Raw genomic sequence first — 20,819 nt, 5'->3', positions numbered from 1 at the left:
TTGTCGGACCAAGGTCGTAGCGCGTCGGAGATGCATCATGCGCGCATCGATCCAATCGCCGCATCAATTCACCGGGATCAATTCGCGCGCGCTCCACGGCGCACAATCGTCAGTTCGACTTCGCGCCCTCTTTCGCATTTTCGGCGGTCGGCGATCCCTCCGGGCGCTTTCCCCCCGTGATGCGCTGCTTGAGGAGATCGAGGAAGGGAGACGCCGCCGGCGACTGCCGGATCAGGCTTTCGGGATCGGGGAAGATCAGGGGATCGTCCCAGGGGCCCTGCACCATGAAGGGCAATTGAAAGCCGGACGCCGTGTTGAGGCTCGCCACGCCCTTCATGTCGTATTCGCGGGTCGGCACCGAGGCGGTGCCGGTCAGCGTGATCTTGGCCGCCGGGCCCTCGATGCGGATGTCTTCGGCGGTTGCGATGCCGTCGGAGAATTTCACGGCGATCGTGAGCTTGTCGTATGGCGTCGAGCCGCTGCGGAAATTGCCGCCGCCCGACAGCGGCCGCCGCTCCAGCCGCTTCAGCAGCTGCTCGGCATTGAAGCCCGCGATCGCGCCGTTATGCCCGGTCACGGTGGCGCTGCCGTCGAGCGACTGCACGAGGCCGAACGGGCTCGAGCCCGAGGCGAACAGCGAGACGTTGATGTTGCCGCGGCCGGATAGCTTGTTGAGGCCGAACAGCTCGGTGGCGCAGGCCTGCAGATCCACGTCGGTGAACTGGAATTGCGCCTTGATGTCGGCGACCGTATCGGACCGCGCGATGCCGAACGAGCCTTTCGCGATACCGCCATAGACCTGCGCCTCGCCGACCGAGAGGGCCAGCGTGCCATTCCGCAAATTGGCGCCGATCGCGGTGCGGCCGAGCCGCGTGGGCCCGACCGTCAGCTTGGCCGCCGACAGGCGCATGTCGAGATCGGTGGTCGACAATCCCTGGAGGTCGAACAGCTGCCTGTTCCAGTCGCGCGCGCCGCTCGCGAGCAGGCGGAACGTCGAGATATAAGGTGTGAAGTCGAGCGCGTCGGCGGCGAGCGTGGCCTGCAGCGTCTGCCGGCCGTTATTGGCGTAGGTCATGACGCCTTCGGCGGCATTGCCGTCGAGCTCGACGTTGACATTGGTGAGCGCGATCGAGGCGCCGACGACGTTGGCGCGCGCCTTCAGCACGAAGCGGCCGAAGCCGCCGCTGCCGGGCTGCGGCTGTCCGGTCCAGCGCAGCGCGTTGCGCAAGGACGGGCTGTCCACTGTGAGCGTGCCCTCCATCATCGCGCTGGTGCGATTGGCGACGCTGCCGTCGAAGGCGAGCTTGAGCGGCGCGCTGGCGATGCGCGCCTTCAGGCCGGAGCGGTCGCCGGAGAGGGCGGCGACGAAATCGGAAAAGCTGATCGAGCCGTCGACGCGCTCGCCGCGCCAGTCGAACTGCCCGGTCGCGGCAAAAGAGCGCGAGATCGAAGGCCAGGCCAGCGACAGGTCGATGTCCTCGAGCTTCTCGGTGGCACGCGTGGCAACGTCCTCGTAATCGAGCACGCCGTCCTGGATGCGGATTTCGGAGAACGAGACCTGGTTCTCGGCCCCGGGCTTCATGGTGCGTGCGATGGTCTGGATGAAGGGCGTCCAGTTGCTCTCGCCGTCCGGCTTCAGGCTGACGTGGATGCGCGGCCGCAGCAGCGTCAGGTCGGCGATCTCGAAACGCTGCAGCAGGAGCGGCAGCAGCCGCAAATTCGCGGTAAGCACGTCGACCTGGAGCGCGGGAGCGCTGGTGCCGCCGCCCTTGAGGCCGACGTCGCGGAAGGAGATGTAGCTCGCCGGAAGCACCGAGATCTCGATGCTGCCTGCGACGTTGAGCTCGAGCCCGGTGACGTCGCGGATCTGCGCTTCGACCGCCTTGCGCAGCGCGTCGCGGTTGATGAGCCAGGAGGTCGCGATCAGGGCGATCAGCGCGACGCCAAGCAGCGCCGCGATCGGCGTCCCGAGGCGCTTCATTCCTTGGGCCATGGTCAATGGCATGTCCTGATCGGGTTGGTCGTTGGAGCCAGAAGGGCGGGCCGCGAAACGTGTGTGCCGACGCCCAGATCCTATGGTGTTAAGTACCGCAACTTGATGGGTTTTCTTGACGCTTTCAAGGCCGCTGCGCGGTTATGCCCACGGCATGGGCAGCTTCTATCACCCGGGGGCGGAGCGGAGAACCCCGTATCATTGACGGCTTCGGACGATTTCGCCTAATAATCGCCGCCAATGAGGCGCGACGCCCGCCAGCCCAAGGTTCAGTCGAGGTTTTTTGCATGAACAAGGTCTATCCCGACGCCAAGTCGGCGCTGTCAGGCATTCTAAAAGACAATATGATGATCATGTCGGGCGGCTTCGGCCTCTGCGGCATTGCCGAGGAGCTGTCGGACGCGATCCGGGATTCCGGCGTCAAGGGCCTGACCGTGGTCTCGAACAATGCCGGCGTCGACGGCATCGGCCTCAGCCGCCTGCTCGAAACCCGCCAGATCAAGAAGATGATCTCGTCCTATGTCGGCGAGAACAAGCTGTTCGCCCAGCAATACCTCGCCGGCGAGCTGGAACTCGAATTCAATCCGCAGGGTACGCTGGCCGAGCGCATCCGCGCCGGCGGCGCCGGCATCCCGGCCTTCTACACCAAGACCGGCGTCGGCACGCTAATCGCCGAAGGCAAGGAAGTGAAGGAATTCGACGGCGAGAAGTACCTGATGGAGCGCGGCCTGTTCGCCGACCTCGCCATTGTGCACGCCTGGAAGGGCGACACCGCCGGCAACCTGATCTACCGCAAGACTGCGCGCAACTTTAACCCGATGATGGCGACCGCCGCGAAGATCACGGTGGCCGAGGTCGAGCATCTGGTTCCCGCCGGTGAACTCAATCCCGACCACATCCACACGCCCGGCATCTTCGTGAAGCGCATCGTCGAGGTCGGCACGGCGAAGAAGCGCATCGAATTCCGCAACACCCGCCCGCGTACCGCCGCTTAAGCGCAACAGGAGACTCACATGGCCTGGACCCGTGAACAGATGGCCGCGCGCGCCGCGAAGGAATTGCGCGACGGCTACTACGTCAATCTCGGCATCGGCATCCCGACGCTGGTCTCGAACTACATCCCCGATGGCATGGACGTCTCCTTGCAGAGCGAGAACGGCATGCTCGGCATGGGGCCGTTCCCCTATGAGGGCGAGGAAGACGCCGATCTCATCAACGCCGGCAAGCAGACGGTGAGCGAGCTGCCGTCGACCTCGTATTTCTCGAGCGCGGATTCCTTCGGCATGATCCGCGGCGGCCACATGGATCTCTCGATCCTCGGCGCCATGCAGGTGGCCCAGAACGGCGATCTCGCCAACTGGATGATCCCCGGCAAGATGGTCAAGGGCATGGGCGGCGCGATGGATCTCGTCGCCGGCGTCAAGCGCGTCGTGGTGGTGATGGAGCATTCGGCCAAGGACGGCCCGAAGCTCCTGAAGAGGTGCAATCTGCCGCTGACCGGTGAGCGCGTCGTCGACATGGTCGTCACTGATCTTGCCGTCTTCACCATCGACAAGCACGGCGATGGCGGCATGGCGCTGATCGAGCTCGCCGACGGCGTCACGCTCGACGAGATCAAGTCCAAGACCGAAGCCGAATTCCGCGTCGCGCTGAAGAACACGTAGGGTCGTCGTAAAGGGGCGCGCATGACGATACGGTCCGCGCGTCCCGAAGATGCCGAATTCATCGCACAAACCATCCTGAATTCGATGCGCGGCCACCGGCCGCGCGGCTGGTTCGACGTGGCGCTCGGCTGGCCGGAAGCGGAGTGCCTCGCTTTCGTCGCGCGCGTCGCCGTCGCACGGGCGGTGTCGATGTGGCATTTTTCGCAGTTCCTGGTCGCCGAGATTGATGGCAAGCCCGCTGCTGCACTTTGCGCCGTGCCGGCAGCCGGCACCGGACCGGCGGCATGGCGCGCGGTCGAAGAGGTCGGTCTGTCGATTGGGCTGACGGCGTCAGAGCTCGACGCCATCCGCCAGCGCGGTGCCTATTCGCGAGCTTGCTGGGTCCAGGGCGGCGAGGGCGACTGGATGATCGAGCATGTCGCGACCGACCCTGCCTATCGTGGTCGTGGCTTGATGCAGGCGTTGATCGCGCATGCGCTGGACAAAGGGCGGGCAGCTGGATTTGCCCGGGCGACGATATCGTTCCTGATCGGCAACGAGCCGGCCGAGCGCGCCTACGCGAAGGCGGGTTTTGTCTTCGCGGAAGAGAAGCGCGAACCGAATTTCGAGGCAATCATCGGCGCGCCCGGTTTTCGCATGTTCGCGCGAAAGATTTGAGCAGGTTGCAGGCGCCGGCGACAACCAAGCGTTTGCTATCAATTGGTCGAAGCGCCATGAATGTGCGGACGATGTGCCCCTTCAAGCGGGGCCGCTCGGCACCTCGGAGAACCGGGTTAGCCAGGCAACCGGGCCGATGCTGGCCGCGATGATCAGGAGGGCCGCGAGCGCGCCGTCCTCGAAATTGCCGCGGCTTGCGTACTGGTAGATTGACGTGGACAGCGTTTCGACGTTGAGGGGCCGCAGGAGCAGCGTTGCCGGCAGCTCCTTCAGGCAGTCGACGAACATGATGATGACGGCGCCAAGCATCGCGGGCCGGAGCAACGGCAGATAGATCTGCCTCAACATGACCCCCTGGCCGGCGCCGACCGCGCGTGCGCTCTCGTCATAGTCGCTCGGAATGCTGTCGAACCCGGCCTTGATCATGCCGACCGGCACAGCCAGAAAACGAATCGTGTAGGCGATCACGACGGCCATCCCGGAGCCGACCAGGACCAGCCCCGGAAGCGAACGTCCGGTCCAGGTCGCGACCGCGCTCAGCGCATTGTCGACCGCCAGCACCGGGGTGAGCAGGCCGAGAGCGATGACGAGACCCGGCAGCGCGTATCCGGCCTGCGCGATGCTCAGCGCGACATATCGCAGAGGATCCGGCCGCAAGCGATGCGCGATCGTGGTGGCGAGCGCAAGCATCAAGGCCATGAGCGTTGCGAGCCCTGCAAAGGCAAACGAATGGAAGGTGTGGCGCCACAGCAGCGGGTCGAAATTTGCAAGCAGGCCGCGGCCGAGAGCCTGATGCGCCAGATAGAGCAGCGGGACCACGAAGCCGATCAGCACCGGCAGCACGCAGACCGCGAACGCGATCGACGCTCTTGCGCCCGACAGCGGGGTTCGCCGCCTCACATGCGGGCTTTCGGCCGAGAATTCGATGCTGGCGTTGCGACGGCCGTAACGCTCCATCGCGATCAGGCCGGCAACGATCGCAAGCATCAGGCATGCGAGCTGCGCTGCACCGGCAAGGCTGCCGCGGTTGAGCCAGGTGGTGAAGATCGAGACCGTCAGCGTGCGGATGCCGAGATATTCGCTGGCTCCGATGTCGTTGAGCGTTTCCAGCGCGACCAGCGCCACGCCGACCGCCAGCGCCGGCCGCGCCATCGGCAGTGAAACGCGCCACAAGATGGTCCATCGGCCGGCGCCCAGCGTCGTGGCCGCTTCCGCGAATTCGGCAGACTGAACCTGGAACGTCGCACGCGCCGAGAGATAGACGTAAGGGTAGAGCACGAGCCCGATCACGAAGATGGCGCCCGGCAGCGAGCGGAGGTTGGGCAGAAGGCCGAGGGCATCGCCCAGCGGCAGCCAGGTCGCCAGGGTGCGATGCACCAGGCCTAGCGGTTCGAACAGATCGGCATAGACGTACGCCGCAAGATAGGTCGGAATCGCCAGCGGCAGCGGCATCAGCCACAGCAGCATGCCCCGGCCGGCAAAATCGTGGCGCGACATCACCCATGCAGTGCCGGCGCCGATCAAAAGTGTGACCGCGCCGACCCCGACGAGCAGAAGGGCAGTGTCGAGAAGGGCGGCCGGCAGCACGTAGTTGATCAGGTCGTGCCACACATCGGATGCCGGCTGCAAAGCCAGCGAAACGATCGAGATCACGGGCGCCGCGACCAGGACCGCGGTTGCGATCGCGATGGCGGTTGCGGCGCGACCGGCCCGCACACGGCCCCTCGATCGAGGCCGTGTGCTCGTAGCTTCCAGCAGTTCGATAGACGTGGGCCGCCAGAGATCAGTTGTCAAAGCCGACCTTGTCCACCAGCGAGGCCGCAGCCTTGCGGTTGGCGGCGATCTTTGCGATCGGCAACGGATCCGGGACGAGCTTGCCGTAGCCGGCGATGGTCGCATTGACGGCGACACCGCTCCGAACCGGATATTCGTAGTTCTGGTCGGCATACATCTGCTGCGCCTGCTCGCTGACGAGCCACTCGATCAGCTTGGTACCGTTGGCCTTGTTGGGCGCGTTCTTGGCGAGCAGCACGCCGGAGAGGTTGACGTGGGTGCCGCCGCCCTCGAAGGTCGGCAGGATGACGCGGGTCGCCTCCGCCCACGGCTTCTTCTCGGGATCGTTGTTCATCATCAACGCCCAGTAATAGGTGTTGCCGATGCCGATATCGCATTTGCCGGCGGCGACGTCACGCGCGGCTTCGCGATCGCCGCCCGACGGCTTCTGCGCGAGATTGGCCTTCAGGCCGCGCAGCCATTCCTCGGCCTTGGCTTCGCCGTACTTGGCCGCGTAGGCCGCGAACAGCGCGTTGTTATAGATGTGCTGGCCCGAGCGAATGCAGATCTTGCCCTTCCACTTGGGATCGGCGAGCTCCTCATAGGTGATCTTGTCCTGCTTGACGCGATCCTTCGAGGCATAGATCACGCGCGCGCGCATGGAGATGCCGGCCCAGTGTCCGTCCGGATCGCGATATTGCGCCGGCACGACCTTGTCGACCGCCTCCGACTTGATCGGCTGGGTGACGCCGGCCTGCACGGCCTCGTCGATGCGGCCGATGTCCACCGTCAGCAGCACGTCGGCCGGACTGTTGGCCCCTTCCGCCTTCATGCGCTGCTCCAGACCGGAGCTTGCGGAGACGACGTTGACCTTGATGCCCGTGTCCTTGGTGAACGCATCGAACAGCGGCTGGATCAGCTTGGTCTCGCGGTAGGTATAGACGTTGACCTCGCCGTTGGCGGCTGCCTCCGACACGAAAGACGTGGTCAGGCTCAACACCGCCGCAGACGCGGCGAGGACGCGAAGATAGATCATAAGGGCTGCTCCCAGGCGCGAGATTGAACGCCGATTGAGTAGCGCAGGCGGGGGGCCAACGTTAGCGACGCGATGTCGCGAGAGCATAAGCTTAGAGCAATTCCAAAGTATCTTTTAGACTCATTCTAATACTGAAGCGACGGTCATGGGAAATAATTGACGCCCTATGATCCTGCCGGCCTCATCTTGCTCAGGCGCTGCGAGACGCTGGCCAGCCACGACGTCTCCTCGCGCACCAGGCGGAAGCCGAGATTGGCGGGCGGCACGCCCTGGGCGCAGCCGCCGGCACGGGCGTCGCGGATGAAGTCGGTGACATAGGCGCGGTGCGCACCCTCGGCGACGCGCACGCCGCAATTCACGGTCGCGCGGCCGGGATTGCCGGAATCATCGACACGCGAGCGCACGAAGCACGTCGCGGTCCACTCCCAGATATTGCCGGCGAGGTCTTCGACGCCATGCTCGTTCGGGCCGAACTTGCCGAAGCGATGAGCCGTGGTGTCGGAGAGGTCGCGTTCGGATTCGCGCTCATAGCGGCTGATCCAGCGCTTCGAAGGGTCGCTTGCATCGACCGGTACCCCGTCATCCCGGAATCTGGAGCCGGCGGCAAAGGCCCATTCCTCGTCGCTCGGCAGGCGGTATTGATGGCCGGTCTTGCGCGACAGCCAGCCTGCATAGGCCTCGGCGTCGTGCCAGCTCACCTGCACTGCTGGGCGATCGGGGGCGATTGCCACGTCGCGATCGAGTGCGCGGCAGGCGCCATCCTGCACGCAATGCTGATAGTCGGATGAAGCGACCTGATTCCGCATGATGCGCAGCGGCCGGTTGATCCGGATGGTGCGCATCGGCGCTTCCGCCTGCTGTCCGCCGCGGGTGAAATCGCCGGCCTCGCGATAGGCGAAGCTGCCCGGGGCGACCTCGACCAAGGCCGGCTCGCCGACGGCATGGCGCATCGTCAGCTCCGAGACCAGAGGCGCAACGGCCAGCGGCCCCGCAAGCCCGGCCGCGCAGGCAAGTGCCAGCTTGAGCTTGAATGCGATCAGCACAATCATTCCTCCGCAGAAGGAAAGAAGGGGCTGGCGATGACCGGCCCCTTCGTCGCATCTAGTTGGTGCTGGCAGGAGGTATTTCGGCAGGCGCCTTCACTTGCATCATCAGATCGTCGTTCCACTTGCCTTCGACCTTGAAGTGCGCGGTGGCGCCGAGACTGGCCGCCTCGATCAGGTTATGCGTGACATAGGCGTAGATGCCGGGCTGCTGGAACTTGTACAGCGCAGCTCCCGCCGAGCCGCCGCGGATGAACCAGGTCTCGAGCCCGACCTCGGGCGCGTTGCCGAACTTGCCGGTCTCCCAGACATAGTCGCCGTGGCCACCGATCAGATGCGGACGGCTGTCGCGATTGGCCTGCGAGTGCACGATCAGCACGTTCTCGCCGACCTTCGCGGTGAGCGCGTTCTTGCCGGTGAGCGCGCCAACCTTGCCGTTGAACACGACATGGGTCGGGGTCAGCTTCTTCATCACCTCTTCGGTCTCGGTGAAGGCTTCGCCCGGCGATTCGTAGGACTTGAAGTTGCCCTTCTCGTCGCGCGGCACGTACATGTCCTGCTCGCCGATATAGTAGACCTTGTCGTATTTCAGCGCGCGGCCCTTGCCGTCGTTCAGCCCCTCACGCGGCAGCACCATCACGGCACCGTTCATGCCCGAGACGACGTGCCAGGGGGTCATCGGGCCGCCCGGTGCGCAGTGATACACGAACACGCCGGTCTTGGTCGCCTTCCAGCGCAGCACGACCTGCTCGCCGGGATTGATGAGCGTGAGCTCGCCGCCGCCGAGCGCGCCGGTCGCGGAATGGAAGTCGATGTTGTGCGGCATGGTGTTCGTCGCGGGATTGACTAGTGTCAGCTCGACATAGTCACCCTCGTGCACGACCATGAGCGGGCCCGGCATCGAGCCGTTGAACGTCATCGCCTGGAAGGTGGTGCCCTTGTCGTCGATGACGAATTTCTTCTCCTCGATCGTCATCCTGAACTCGACGATCTTGGGGCCCTGTGTCGTGGCCTGCTCGTGCGCGTGCACGAAGGGCGGAGCGACCAGCTCTACCTTCTGACGCGGCAGCTTGAGATCGCCGGCGGCGAAAGCCGGGATCGCCAACATCAGGGCGGTCGCGGCGGCGCTGATCAATGCGGCTCTGCGGGTGAACATCGGAAGCATCCTTCATCTGAAATGGTTTTGATGACGGAGTGCAGTGTGCGCCGATTGCGGCAAGCGTGTTTGTGCTGCGACAAGCTTCCGCCGGATTCGCGTTCGGCAACATGACCTAGATTTCTCGAAGGAGCGGGATCGGCGATGGCAACTCACCGCGTCCGCAGGCGCGATGCCGATCGAGGCCGAGCGTCAACTCAGCGGCAACTCGTTTGCATGTTCAAGCTGGATGACGATCTCGGTTGCCCCGCTCATGCGCGTGGACGAGATCGCAAGACAGGCCTTGGCGAAGGCGCGTCCGTTCAGAGCAGGTTCACGGCGAGCCAGACAAATCCCCAGATCGCCAATGACAGCGCGACGAAGACGGCGATCGCGGCCGCCAGGGCGCGCACCGCGCCGGCGGGGGCCGGCGCGGCCGGGGCCGGTCGGAAGTCGTCGAAACGCGGGATATGGCCGCGGACGTCGAGCAGGGAGAGAATGAGTTCGAGTGCGAAAAGCCTCATGGCGAACGCTCCGGATGGCCGCGATTTTTTCTCACCATGGCCGGGAACCGGTATCCGCGCTTTGCGCGAGCGCAAAGCCGCGTCCGCCGATCCGGGTTATTTGAATTCATTCCGTGATTTGCCGCGATGTCTCGCGCGCGGCGGGCATTTACGAATGGGTAACTTATGAGAGCTGATCTTGCGGCGATCTACGGCGAGGAACGCCTGCCACGCTATACCAGCTATCCGACCGCACCGCATTTCACGCCGGCGATCGGTCCGGACGCCTATGCCCGCTGGCTGGCGGAGCTGCCCGTGGCCGCCAGCGCCTCGCTCTATCTGCACGTGCCGTTCTGCCGCGAGATGTGCTGGTACTGCGGCTGCCATACCCAGATCGTCCGCCGCGACGAACTGATCGCCGGCTACCAGCGGACGCTACGCAGAGAGATCGCGCTGACGGCCGAAACCATCGGCCACCGCATCAAGGTCGAGCACATTCATTTCGGCGGCGGTACGCCGACGATCATGGCGCCGGACGCCTTTGCCGAGCTGATGGCGACGATGCGCCAGGAATTCTTCGTGCTGCCCTCGGCGGAAATCGCGGTCGAGATCGATCCCCGTACATTGAGCGCGGACATGGTCGAGGCGATGCGGCTCTCCGGCGTCAACCGCGCGAGCCTCGGCGTGCAGAGCTTCGACCCGGTGGTGCAGCGGGCGATCAACCGTGTGCAGAGCTTCGCGCAGACGGCCTCCGTGGTCGAGATGCTCCGCGGCGCCGGGATCGAGGGTGTCAACTTCGACCTGATCTACGGACTGCCGCACCAGACAGTGGCTTCGTGCCTGGAGACGGTGCGACGCAGCCTCGCGCTTTCACCCAGCCGCTTCTCGGTGTTCGGCTATGCTCACGTGCCAGCCTTCAAGAAGCACCAGCGCATGATCAATGAAGGCGTGTTGCCCGACGGCCTTGCGCGCCACGACCAGGCCTGCGCCATCGCCAATGCCTTGAAAGAGGCCGGCTACGTGCAGATCGGGCTCGATCATTTCGCGCGGCCCGACGATGCCATGGCCGTGGCGTTCGAGCAGGGCACGCTGCGGCGCAACTTCCAGGGCTACACCACCGACCGGAGCGAAGTCCTGCTCGGCTTCGGCGCCAGCGCGATTGGGCACCTGCCGCAGGGCTATGTCCAGAACGAGGTGCAGATCGGCGCCTATTCGCAGAGCATCGCTGCCGGCCGCCTCGCCACCGCGAAGGGTTATGGCCTCACCGATGACGACCGGCTGCGCGCCGACATTATCGAACGCATCATGTGCGAGTTCGGTGCCGATCTCGGTGACATCTGCGCGCGCCATGGCGTGGAGGCCGGCGCCATGCTGAAATCTGCCTCGCGTCTGAAGCCGCTGATTTCCGACGGCGTCGTGAGGGTGGAGGGCGATCGACTCGCTGTCGCCAAGGACTCGCGCTTCCTGGTCCGCAGCGTCGCCGCTGCGTTCGATGCGCATCTGGATCCAGGCAAGCAGTTGCACAGTCGGGCGGTGTAGCCCCCCGTCATTCCGGGGCGCGCCTCTTGGCGCGAACCCGGAATCCATTTCACTGCACTGGTTGCTGCTCGATGGATTCCGGGTTCGCGCTACGCGCGCCCCGCAATGACGAGCCAGCTTGCGCTCCAACAAAGAAACTCGGTCCCGCGTCGCTATCGTCGATCGGAATGGAGTTGTCCATGTCCTTCCGATCCGACGATCTGGTCGATGACATCATGCATTCGGCGCCGCACACGATCCGCGTGTTTCTCGCCTTCAGGATGGCTTGCGTCGGCTGTCCGATCGCGACCTTCCACACGGTCGATGACGCCTGCCGCGAGCATGGCATTGACCGCGACAAGTTCCTCGCCGCGCTGATCGAGTGCGTGCCGGCGTGAAACGATCAGGAATCGCGCAGGTGTGCGTGGGTTCCCGGATGATGAGCGCGCTTTCGCCGTAAGCGGAAGCGCGCCTCATCCCTCACTTGAGCAGAGAGGTGTCTCTCACGCCGTGCCGCTGTCGACGCTCCGCTCCGCCAGAACCACAATCTTGTGCGGCTCGCGCAGAATGATGCGCTGGCGGCCGCTCTCGACCAGGCCCTGGCTCTCCCAGCCGCTCAGGATGCGGCTGACGGTGTGCAGCGTGGTGCCCGTCATCTGCGCGATGTCCTGGCGGCTGATCGGGAAGTCGATCTCGATGCCGTGGTCGAGCTTCTTGCCGGATTGCTTGGCGAGGCGAAGCAGCGCGTGCGCGACGCGTTGCTCGACCTGCTGGGTCGACATTTCCAGGATGCGGGTGTGACTTTCCTGCAGCCGCGTGCCGACGGTCTGGAGCGTGTTGGCGGCAAGCGCCGGAAACCGCTCGACCAGCCGCGGCCAGGCCGAAGTCGGCCAGATCAGCACGACGCTGTCGTCGACCGCCATGGCCGTCGCCGGATACCGCGCGGCTCCGATCGCCATCGCGAGCCCGAACGTCTCGCCGGGCGTGACATAGCGCACCACGATCTGCTCGCCGGCAGGTGTGGTCTTGGCCGCGCGGACATGGCCGTGCAGCAGCAGGAAGAAGGACTGCGCGTCCGCCCCCTGCTCGAAAATCGCACTGTTCTTGGGATAGCGCGCCGAGCGGGCCTCACGCAGGATCTCGTCGAGAGCTTCCGGCGTCATCCCCGCAAACAGCGGCAAATGCGCAACCAGCGATGTGTCGACCTTGGCCATTCTGCCCCCCCTGGCATCAGGGAGTGTGATGGCACCTGCAATCGTCAGGTAGTTTGCGTTAGCGCAAAACGAGGCCGCCCGGTGGCAGTATTTTTCCAAGCAACAGTCTGATTTGATTGGAGTTGACCCATGGCTGGCGCCCGATCCCGCAACTTTGCGGGCTGGCCGCTGTTTGCGAACAGCTTTCGCCCCTTTTTCCTGCTCGCCGCAATCCAGGCGGCGTTGTCGATCCTGGTCTGGCTGCCGATGTTCTACGGCGAATTGTCGGTGAGTTCCGCATTCGCGCCGCGCGATTGGCACATCCACGAGATGCTCTATGGCTTCCTGCCGGCCGTCATCACCGGCTTCCTCTTCACCGCCATCCCGAACTGGACGGGGCGCCTGCCGATCCAGGGCGCGCCGCTCGCAGGCTTGGTGACGGTCTGGCTTGCCGGACGCGTCGCGGTGACGCTGTCGGCGAATACCGGTTGGACGTTTGCACTGGTCGTCGATGCCGCGTTCCTGGCATTGGTCGTTGCCGCCGCAACGCGCGAGATCATCGCGGGCGGCAACTGGCGCAACCTGCCGGTGGTGGGGCTGGTGCTGGTTCTGCTCGCCGGCAACGTCGCCTTCCATGTCGAGACGCATTACGCAGGCGCGGCCGACGTCAGCATCCGCGTCGGCATCGGCGTGGTCGTCCTGCTGATCGGCTTGATCGGCGGCCGCATCATTCCGAGCTTCACCCGCAACTGGCTGGTCAAGTTCAATCCCGGCCGCCTGCCGGTGCCGTTCGGACGATTCGATGGCGCGGTGATCGGCTTGAGCGCGCTGGCGCTGATCGCATGGATCGCGGCACCGCTGAACATGATCACCGGCGTCGCGATGGCGGCAGTCGGCGTGCTGCATCTGGTTCGGCTTGCACGCTGGGCCGGCGACCGCACCACGCGGGAGCGGCTGCTGCTGATCCTGCATGTCGGTTATGTCTTCGTGCCGCTCGGCTTCATCCTGAACGCTGTGGCCGCCTTCGGCGAGCTGCCGCCGAGCGCCGGCATCCATGCCTGGATGGCGGGTGCTGCGGGAACGATGACGCTCGCGGTGATGACCCGCGCCAGCCTCGGCCATACCGGACAGGCGCTGACGGCTTCGCCGGCGGTCCAGGCAATCTATGCTGCAATCGTCATCGCGGCTCTGGCCCGAATCGGTGCCGTCGTGTTGCCCGCGTATGGCGACGTGCTGCTGTACGTCGCTGCCTGCGGCTGGATCCTCGCCTTCCTCGGATTTGCCGTCGCGTTCGGTCCGCTGCTCGCCGGCAGCGGGCGGCGGGCGCTCGCCACGATGGGCGTGCCCGCCCCCGCGCGCTGAAGTCAGGCTGCACTTGCCGAGGGCGGTGCGGAGCGAGGCCGCACGCCCTTGCGCCAATCGGTGATGGTGCAGCCGAAGCGGCCGCGAAACCAGCGCGCCATGGCGCTCTGCGCGGAGAAGCCGAGCTGCACCGCGATGTCGGCCAGCGGCCGGGTGTGATCCTCGATCAGCTGCACCACGAGATCGGCGCGCTGCGCGTCCAGGATGGCCGAGAAGCTGGTGCCCGATGCGGCGAGGCGGCGGTGGATGGTGCGGCGGGTGCAGGCCAGATGCTCGGCGACGCGCTCGACCGTGCAATCGCCGCTGGCGAGCAGGGTCCGCACCACCTCGTCGACCTTCGCCTCCCAGCTTGCCGGCCTGCTCTCGATCGCCTCGATCCGCTTGCGCAAGTAACTCGCGATCAAGGGATGCGCGCTTGGGATCCGGCGCTGCATGTCGTGCGCCGACAACAGGATCGCATCGTCGTCCGCATTGAAGATCACCCGGCAGCCGAAGAAGTCGCGGTAACGCTTGCGGTCGAGCGGCGGCGGGTAGTGCAGATGCACCTCCAGCGGCCGCCAATCGCTGCCGAACAGCGACTGGATGATGCGGTGAACGCTGCCGAGCGCCATGTCGATCGACTGCCGCGGCGCGCGCGGCTGCCGGCCGCGCAAATGCAGCGTGATGGTCACGGTCCGCTCGTCACGCGTGACGTCGAGCCGCATGCCGTCGTGATGGATATGGATGAAGCGCGAAAACGCCTCGATCGCTTCGCCGACGGTCGCCTGTTCGCGCACGATCAGGCCGACCGCGCCGAAATTGGTGAGGCCGCCACGCTCGGCGAGACGCAGGCCGAAATCCTCGGCGCCGGAGGCCTTTGCCGACAGTTCGAGCAGGCGGCGCAGGCCGGTGACGGCGATGGGAATGTCCGGCTGGTCGAGGCAGGCCAGCGGCAGCCTGACCTTGCGCATCATCTGGCTGGGGTCGAGCCCAACCGACCGGGCGACCTCGGGGTAACAGCTCAATCCTGCGCTGCGAATGAGGTCGGTCATGCAAACCGTTCCTGCCAGCATTCCCGCAGATGTCCCGAAATGTAAAGTTTCTGTCCCGATCCGTCAAATCTAGGAACCGGATGGAACATACATAAGGAAAACCGAAGCACTGGCGTGAATGCCGTGCGCATGACGGCGGGGCGCGACGGAGCCCCCGGCCGTCTCGGGCCATTTGACCAAGACATTGCTGGATCGGGACTATGCCGGGAAACATGCTTTCCAAGGGCGAGGTATTCGTCATCGACACTGACGCCGCCTCCCGCGAACAACTTTCCGCCGCGCTCGAACAGAGCGCCTATGACGTGATCTGCTTTGCCGATGGTGCCTCTCTGCTCTCGGAAGCCAAGACGCGGATGCCGGCCTGTGTGCTGCTGGAGATGCCGCCGGATCGCTCCGCTCTCGAGGTGCTCAGGCAGCTGCGCGAGGAGAATTGCATGGCGCCGGTGCTGGTGACGTCGGCGAATGGCAGCATCGCCATGGCGGTCGACGCCATCAAGAGCGGCGCGACCGACTTCATCGAAAAGCCGTTCCGCACCCACGACATTGTCAACCGGATCGATGCCGCCATCGATCAATTCGCGCAACCCGGGGCGATCGGGCAACGCTGGCTGCCGGGCTGTGAGCCTCTGACCGCGCGCGAAGCCGACGTGCTCGAGCATCTTGCCGCCGGCCTCACTAACAAGGGGATCGCCCGGCGGATGCATCTGAGCGCGCGGACGGTCGAAGGTTACCGTGCCAGCGTCCTGAAGAAGGCCGGCGCCAAGAACGTGACCGATCTGCTCCGGCGCATTTTCGGCCAGGGCTCTTAGGCCCAGGCCTGAAGCCGCCCGGACCACCGAGCCTTCCACAGACATGGTGCCGCCGCGGCGGCGCCCCACGGAAGTCTCAATCGAACCGGTTCCTTCCCTGCCGCGTCCAACCACGATGGCGAGGCATCTCATCGCGCGCGTCCGGCTGGCGGCGCGGCGATACCGGCAGGAGGGACTTTATGCGCATCACCGCAAGATATTTGGCAACCACGGGCCTGGTCCTGGTGACCACGGCGCTCGCATCGCCGTTATGGGCGGCCAATGTGGACGCCAATTCGACGATCGACACGGTCACCGTCTATCCCGACGGTGCCACCGTCACCCGCGTCATTTCGCTGGATCTCGCCTCCGGCGATTCGACATTGGTGGCCAAGGATTTTCCGCTCTCGCTCGATCCATCTTCCCTCCGCGTCGAAGGCGAGGCGGGCGCCAAGCTCACCATCGGCACGATCGATGCACGCCCACCGAAGGCCGCGCCGCCGGTCAACCTGCCCGAGCTCGACAAGCGCATCGAAGCGCTGAAGGATCAACGGGCCGACCTGCAGGGTGCGATCGACTCGGCCAATGCCCGGCGCAAGTTCGCGCAGCATTTTGCCGAGGCGTCGCCGGCCGGCCTCGGCGAGAAGGGCGAGGCGCGCCCGATTGCTGAATGGCGCGCGGCCTTTGCCGCGGTCGCCGAGGAGATCGCGACCGCCGACAGCGCAATTCGCGATTCCACGCGAAAACAGCGCGAGCTCGACCGCCAGATCGCGCAACTGGAAGCCGAGCGCTCGGCCAAGCCGCCGAGCAAGCTGGAAGTGCGGATCGACGTCGCCTCGGCCGCCGCGACCAAGGCGACGCTGCGCGTGACCTATGCTGTGCGCAACGCGCGCTGGGTGCCGCTCTACGATGCGCGGCTCGATACCGGCGCCAAGGATCGCAAGCCGCAGCTCGAACTGGTTCGTCGCGCCGAGGTGACGCAGGCCACCGGCGAGGACTGGTCGAACGTGACGCTCGGCGTCTCCACCGTGCGCATCAGCCGCGGCGGCAGTGCTCCGGAGCTGCATTCGCTGGTCGCGCAATATCCGCAAGTGCCGAAGCCCATGGCCCTTGGCACGGCCTCGGATCTAGCGCGGCCTGCGCCAACTGTTCGCCAGCGCTCGTACGAGCCCATGTCCAAGGCTGCCGAAGCGACCGAGTTGCGCGAGCGCGCCGACGAGCAACAGGCCGTCGCCGAGATCGGCGACTTCCAGGCCACCTTCAGGATTCCCGGCCGCGTCAGCCTCGGCGCCGCCGACGGTGCCAAGAGCCTACGTATCGCTTCGGTGAATGTGCCCGCCGATCTCGCGGTGCGCGCCGCGCCGGTGCTGGATCCGACCGCATTCCTGGAAGCCAGCTTCAAGCAGACCGACGACACGACCCTGCTGCCGGGCAAGGTCGCGATCTATCGCGACGGCACCTTCGTCGGCCGCGGCAAGATCACGGCGTCCACCAAGGACGACATCGTGCGGCTCGGGTTCGGCGCCGACGACAAGGTCAAGATCGAACGCGCCGTGCTCAAGCGCAACGAAGGCTCGGCAGGCCTCCTGGTCACGACGTCGAAGACCGACGAGCGTTCGTTCAAGACCACGATCCGCAACGGGCATGATTTTCCGATTCGCGTCGCGATCGAGGATCAGCTGCCGGTCAGCGAGAACGAGGACATCGTCGTCGAGATGCTGCCCTCGAGCACCCAGCCGACCGCCAACAACATCCGCGACAAGCGCGGCGTGCTGGAATGGTCGTTCGACGCCAAGCCCGGCGAGGCCCGCGACATCAACTTCGCCTGGCGCATCCGCTGGCCGAAGGACAAGAGCATGGTGATCGTCCCGGCGGGCTGATTTCCTGCACAGGTGGCGCAGCTTCACCTCGCCCCGCTTGCGGGGAGAGGTCGGATTGCATCGAAGATGCAATCCGGGTGAGGGGGTACAGGTCTCTCGACCATCTCGCGTGTGGAGAGAGGCCCCTCACCCCAACCCTCTCCCCGAAAGAACGGGGCGAGGGAGCGCACCTTCACCGTGGCGGCAGTTCAGCTTGCCCCGCAGCCCGCATCGACTGCGGCAGCACATACGGCACGCCGTCAACCTGATGCACGTCCGCGTCGATCTCGAAAATATCCCGGATCCTCTCCCGCGTGACGACCTCGGCGCGCGGACCGTCCGCGGCGAGCCTGCCGCCGGCCAGCACGACCAGGCGGTCGGCAAAGCGGATCGCGAGGTTGAGATCGTGCAGGATCGCGATCACGGCGGTGCCGGCAGCCGCGCGGCGGCGGGCCGCCTCGACGAGGTCGATCTGGTGACGCAGATCGAGGCTCGATGTCGGCTCGTCCAGCAGCAAGAGCCCGGGGCCGTGCTTGGCCTCGCCGCAGGCGAGCTGCACCAGCACGCGGGCGAAATGAGCGCGCTGCTGCTCGCCGCCCGACAGCGTCGGCAATTGCCGCTCGCGGAAATGCGACAGTCCGACCTCGTCCAGCGCGGCGTCGACGAGCGGGCCGGCCTCGCGCAAGCTGCGCTCGCCCGCGCCCATCAGCACGATCTCCTCGACGGTGAAGGGGAAGGTGACGTTGATGTGCTGGGACAGCATTGCACGGCGCGCGGCGAGCTCGCGCGGCGCGAAGCTGCCGATGTCGCGCTGCTTGAGCCGCACCTCGCCGGCGCTCGGGCGGAGATCGCCGGAGAGCAGCCGCAGCAGCGTCGACTTGCCGGCGCCGTTCGGGCCGATGATGGCGATCATCTCGCCGGCCGCAACCGTTAGGCCGACGCCGTCAAGCAATGTCGCGCGGCCGGCGCGCTTGCCCAAGTGTCGTGCTTCGAGCACTGCGGTCATAGCGCGGCGAGCCCGCGCTGCCGCAGCAGGATGAAGAGAAAGACGGGTGCGCCGACGGCCGCCGTCAGGATGCCGATCGGCATCTCCGCGGGCGCCACGATGGTGCGCGCCAGCGTGTCGGCCCCGACCATCAGGATCGCGCCTGATAGCACCGAGGCCGGCAACAGCAGGCGATGCGCCGGGCCGATCACGAGACGGAGCAGATGCGGCACGACGATGCCGACGAAGCCGATCACGCCGCTGATCGACACCGCGACGCCGGTCATGGCCGAGATCATCACGATCGAGATCCGCTTCAGGCGCTCGACGTCGACGCCGCCGTGAAAGGCGTCGGCCTCGCCCAGCACCAGCAGGTCGAGGCCGCGCGCGATGAAGGCGCAGCCTGCGAGTCCGGCAATGAGCACCGGCGCGAGCACGGCGGCCTTGGTCCAGGTCGCGCCGCTCATCGAGCCCAGCATCCAGAACGTGATGTCGCGCAGCTGACGGTCATCGGCGATGAATACCAGAAGGCCGATGCCCGCATTGGCGATCGCGGTGATGGCGACGCCGGCGAGCAGGAAGATCGCGATCGAGGTGCGTCCCGAGCGGCTGGAGATGCCGTAGAGGATTGTGGTGGTCGCCAGCGAACCCGCGAAGGCCGCGAGGGGCAACAGCTCGGTCTGGAGAAAGCGCAGCGCCTCGCCGAAGCGGGAATCGGTGAAGACGATCGCGCTCGCGGCTGCGAGCGCGCCGCCACTGGAGACGCCGACCAGGGCGGGATCGGCGAGCGGGTTGCGAAACAGCCCCTGCATGATCGCGCCGGCCGCGGCAAGCAGGCCGCCGATCATCACGGCCGCCGCGATCCGGGGAATGCGGATCGACCACAGCACGAGCTGGTCGCGGGCCGTCATGGCCGTGCTTTCGCCGGTTAAGCCCAGCGCGGCTGGCAGCCGGGAGAGCGGGATGCCGGCGGCGCCGACCGTCAGAGCGGCGATCGCGGTGACCAGGAGCACCACGAGCAGGAGGGGAATCGCGAACGATGCTGCCCGCTGTCCCGCGCTGTGTCGCGGGGTCCGTGCTTCGATCCCGGCGGCCACGCTCATTGCCGGCAATTCGCCGTCGACAGCGCCGACGCGAACGCGCCGCCCTCGGCCAAGGCCGGATTGAGCTTGACTGAGAGATCGCGCGCCGCTGCCGCGGTGCGCGGCCCGAAGCCGAGCAGATAAAGCCCATCCATGGTGATGAAGCTCTTGTTGGCCGCGACCGGCGTCAGCGCAAAGCCGGGGTGCGTATAGACTGCATCGGCCTGCAGCGAATCCTTGCCGCGCTCGATCGACAGCACGACATCGGGCTTTGCGGCCACGATCGCCTCGTCGGTGATGACCTTGTAGCCGTCGTAATCCTCGACCGCGTTGGCCGCGCCCGCGAGCTGGATGATCTCATCCGCCGCGGTCTTGTGGCCCGCCACCATCGCCCGCCCGTTCTGGAGCGACATCACGAACATCACCCGCACCGGCTTCGTCACCTTGGCGCGCAGGGCACGGAGCTGTGCAAGATCGGCGCCGACCGCGGCGCTGAGACATTCGGCACGCGCATCGACCCCCATGGCGTGGCCGACCAGCTTAATCTTCTCGATCAGGCCTTCCTCGGAAAAGGTCTCGGGCACCAGCACCAGCGGCACCTTCGCCGTCTCCAGGATGTCCATGGTCTCGCGTGGGCCCGAGCCCTGGATCGCCAGGATCAGCGTCGGGTTGAGACCGAGCACGCCTTCGGCCGAGATCTGGCGCACATAGCCGACATTCGGCTTGTCTTGCAGTGCCGCCGCCGGATAGAGGCTCGTTGTGTCGACGCCGACCAGCCGGCTTTCCAATCCCAGCGCATAGAGGATCTCGGTGATGGCGCCGCCGATCGACACCGTGCGGGCAAAATCGGTAACAGTGACGTCGCGATTGCGCGCGTCATGCACGGTGATGCCCGCGGCGTGCGCAGCAGACGCGAACGCGAGTCCGCCGGAGAGCAGGAGACGGGCGAGGGTGCGGCAACAGGTCATTGCAGTTACTTCGTCAGGATCAGCTTGTTCTGCGAGGTCAGGCGCAGACGATAGCTGTCCTCGCCATGCGCAATGATGATCTCGCGCTCGGCGGCAAACAGCTCGCGGCTGTCGATGCGGCTGCCGCGCATGGTGAGAGTTCGCGTTGCTGCAGAAGGGCTTCGTGCCGGTCCTGCCGCGCTGCCGCTGCTGTCTCCTGATGTGGCTGACATTGTCGGTCTGGTGCGCT

The 20,819-nt window shown here is 65.9% G+C and carries 20 protein-coding genes; 8 read left to right on the top strand and 12 right to left on the bottom strand.

The genetic code is table 11. From position 1 onward, the window contains the following. Window positions 1-109: 109 nt before the first annotated feature. On the bottom strand, window positions 110-1,993 hold the full coding sequence (locus I6F36_RS11855) for an AsmA family protein (RefSeq protein WP_225126653.1): 1,884 nt from the start codon (window positions 1,991-1,993) through the stop codon (window positions 110-112). A gap of 287 nt (window positions 1,994-2,280) precedes the next feature. Between I6F36_RS11855 and I6F36_RS11850 the strand changes: the two genes are divergently transcribed. The 3 genes from I6F36_RS11850 to I6F36_RS11840 are packed head-to-tail and all read left to right on the top strand — an operon-like array spanning window position 2,281 to window position 4,314. Next, window positions 2,281-2,988: a CoA transferase subunit A gene (locus tag I6F36_RS11850; protein WP_035998773.1), complete on the top strand. Its 708-nt coding sequence runs from the start codon at window positions 2,281-2,283 to the stop codon at window positions 2,986-2,988. An 18-nt stretch (window positions 2,989-3,006) separates the two neighbouring features. Next, window positions 3,007-3,657 carry a CoA transferase subunit B gene (locus I6F36_RS11845; RefSeq protein ID WP_035998776.1) on the top strand — a complete coding sequence of 217 codons (651 nt, stop codon included), beginning with the start codon at window positions 3,007-3,009 and terminating at the stop codon, window positions 3,655-3,657. Between the two features lie 21 nt (window positions 3,658-3,678). After that, window positions 3,679-4,314 (top strand): GNAT family N-acetyltransferase, encoded by a 636-nt coding sequence (locus I6F36_RS11840; protein ID WP_225171485.1) that lies wholly within the window; start codon window positions 3,679-3,681, stop codon window positions 4,312-4,314. Between the two features lie 81 nt (window positions 4,315-4,395). On the opposite strand, the gene I6F36_RS11835 is transcribed toward I6F36_RS11840, so the two are convergent. From I6F36_RS11835 to I6F36_RS11815, 5 genes are all read right to left on the bottom strand, one after another. Continuing rightward, a complete protein-coding gene (locus I6F36_RS11835; RefSeq protein WP_035998781.1) occupies window positions 4,396-6,030 on the bottom strand; it encodes an iron ABC transporter permease in 1,635 nt (544 codons plus the stop codon). Between the two features lie 67 nt (window positions 6,031-6,097). Further along, entirely contained in the window at window positions 6,098-7,123 is a 1,026-nt protein-coding gene (locus I6F36_RS11830) for a Fe(3+) ABC transporter substrate-binding protein (RefSeq protein WP_035998784.1), read from the bottom strand. Between the two features lie 164 nt (window positions 7,124-7,287). Then, window positions 7,288-8,166 carry an SUMF1/EgtB/PvdO family nonheme iron enzyme gene (locus tag I6F36_RS11825; RefSeq protein WP_036022002.1) on the bottom strand — a complete coding sequence of 293 codons (879 nt, stop codon included), beginning with the start codon at window positions 8,164-8,166 and terminating at the stop codon, window positions 7,288-7,290. Between the two features lie 58 nt (window positions 8,167-8,224). After that, entirely contained in the window at window positions 8,225-9,322 is a 1,098-nt protein-coding gene (gene nirK / locus I6F36_RS11820; RefSeq protein ID WP_036022006.1) for a copper-containing nitrite reductase, read from the bottom strand. A 302-nt stretch (window positions 9,323-9,624) separates the two neighbouring features. Continuing rightward, window positions 9,625-9,825, bottom strand: a complete 201-nt coding sequence (locus I6F36_RS11815) for a hypothetical protein (RefSeq protein ID WP_225171484.1) — start codon at window positions 9,823-9,825, stop codon at window positions 9,625-9,627. Window positions 9,826-9,990: 165 nt separating this feature from the next. On the opposite strand from I6F36_RS11815, the gene hemN reads away from it, so the two are divergent. After that, a complete protein-coding gene (gene hemN, locus I6F36_RS11810) occupies window positions 9,991-11,343 on the top strand; it encodes an oxygen-independent coproporphyrinogen III oxidase (protein ID WP_035998790.1) in 1,353 nt (450 codons plus the stop codon). 179 nt (window positions 11,344-11,522) lie between these two features. Beyond that, on the top strand, window positions 11,523-11,720 hold the full coding sequence (locus I6F36_RS11805) for a DUF1858 domain-containing protein (protein WP_035998817.1): 198 nt from the start codon (window positions 11,523-11,525) through the stop codon (window positions 11,718-11,720). A gap of 105 nt (window positions 11,721-11,825) precedes the next feature. On the opposite strand, the gene I6F36_RS11800 is transcribed toward I6F36_RS11805, so the two are convergent. Then, window positions 11,826-12,536, bottom strand: a complete 711-nt coding sequence (locus tag I6F36_RS11800) for a Crp/Fnr family transcriptional regulator (RefSeq protein ID WP_036021991.1) — start codon at window positions 12,534-12,536, stop codon at window positions 11,826-11,828. A 129-nt stretch (window positions 12,537-12,665) separates the two neighbouring features. Here I6F36_RS11800 and I6F36_RS11795 point away from each other — a divergent pair, with 129 nt between their 5' ends. Next, window positions 12,666-13,877: an NnrS family protein gene (locus I6F36_RS11795; RefSeq protein WP_225149224.1), complete on the top strand. Its 1,212-nt coding sequence runs from the start codon at window positions 12,666-12,668 to the stop codon at window positions 13,875-13,877. 2 nt (window positions 13,878-13,879) lie between these two features. Here I6F36_RS11795 and I6F36_RS11790 read toward each other — a convergent pair whose 3' ends face one another. Next, window positions 13,880-14,908 carry an AraC family transcriptional regulator gene (locus I6F36_RS11790; RefSeq protein ID WP_225149223.1) on the bottom strand — a complete coding sequence of 343 codons (1,029 nt, stop codon included), beginning with the start codon at window positions 14,906-14,908 and terminating at the stop codon, window positions 13,880-13,882. 200 nt (window positions 14,909-15,108) lie between these two features. On the opposite strand from I6F36_RS11790, the gene I6F36_RS11785 reads away from it, so the two are divergent. Together I6F36_RS11785 and I6F36_RS11780 are read left to right on the top strand one after the other, a co-directional pair. Beyond that, window positions 15,109-15,717: a response regulator transcription factor gene (locus I6F36_RS11785; RefSeq protein ID WP_225149222.1), complete on the top strand. Its 609-nt coding sequence runs from the start codon at window positions 15,109-15,111 to the stop codon at window positions 15,715-15,717. A 179-nt stretch (window positions 15,718-15,896) separates the two neighbouring features. Beyond that, complete coding sequence (locus I6F36_RS11780) at window positions 15,897-17,576, top strand: mucoidy inhibitor MuiA family protein (RefSeq protein WP_225171483.1); 1,680 nt, start codon at window positions 15,897-15,899, stop codon at window positions 17,574-17,576. A 172-nt stretch (window positions 17,577-17,748) separates the two neighbouring features. Here the strand turns inward: I6F36_RS11780 and I6F36_RS11775 are convergent, their stop codons facing one another. Genes I6F36_RS11775 through I6F36_RS11760 form a run of 4 tightly spaced genes read right to left on the bottom strand, consistent with a single transcriptional unit; the run spans window position 17,749 to window position 20,802 of the window. Further along, on the bottom strand, window positions 17,749-18,561 hold the full coding sequence (locus tag I6F36_RS11775) for a heme ABC transporter ATP-binding protein (RefSeq protein WP_074447706.1): 813 nt from the start codon (window positions 18,559-18,561) through the stop codon (window positions 17,749-17,751). Continuing rightward, a complete protein-coding gene (locus tag I6F36_RS11770; RefSeq protein ID WP_225171482.1) occupies window positions 18,558-19,643 on the bottom strand; it encodes an iron ABC transporter permease in 1,086 nt (361 codons plus the stop codon). The genes I6F36_RS11775 and I6F36_RS11770 overlap by 4 nt, the downstream gene beginning before the upstream one ends. Next, window positions 19,640-20,590, bottom strand: coding sequence for a hemin ABC transporter substrate-binding protein (locus I6F36_RS11765; protein ID WP_225171481.1), 951 nt, complete (start codon window positions 20,588-20,590; stop codon window positions 19,640-19,642). The genes I6F36_RS11770 and I6F36_RS11765 overlap by 4 nt, the downstream gene beginning before the upstream one ends. A gap of 5 nt (window positions 20,591-20,595) precedes the next feature. Then, the gene (locus tag I6F36_RS11760; protein ID WP_225171480.1) at window positions 20,596-20,802 is read right to left on the bottom strand and encodes a hemin uptake protein HemP; all 207 of its coding nucleotides are present in this window, start codon (window positions 20,800-20,802) and stop codon (window positions 20,596-20,598) included. Between the last annotated feature and the right edge of the window lie 17 nt (window positions 20,803-20,819).

This window comes from Bradyrhizobium sp. BRP19 (genome assembly GCF_020194195.1).
Classification (GTDB): Bacteria; Pseudomonadota; Alphaproteobacteria; order Rhizobiales; family Xanthobacteraceae; genus Bradyrhizobium; species Bradyrhizobium yuanmingense.
This window is presented reverse-complemented; position numbering and strand designations above follow the sequence as displayed.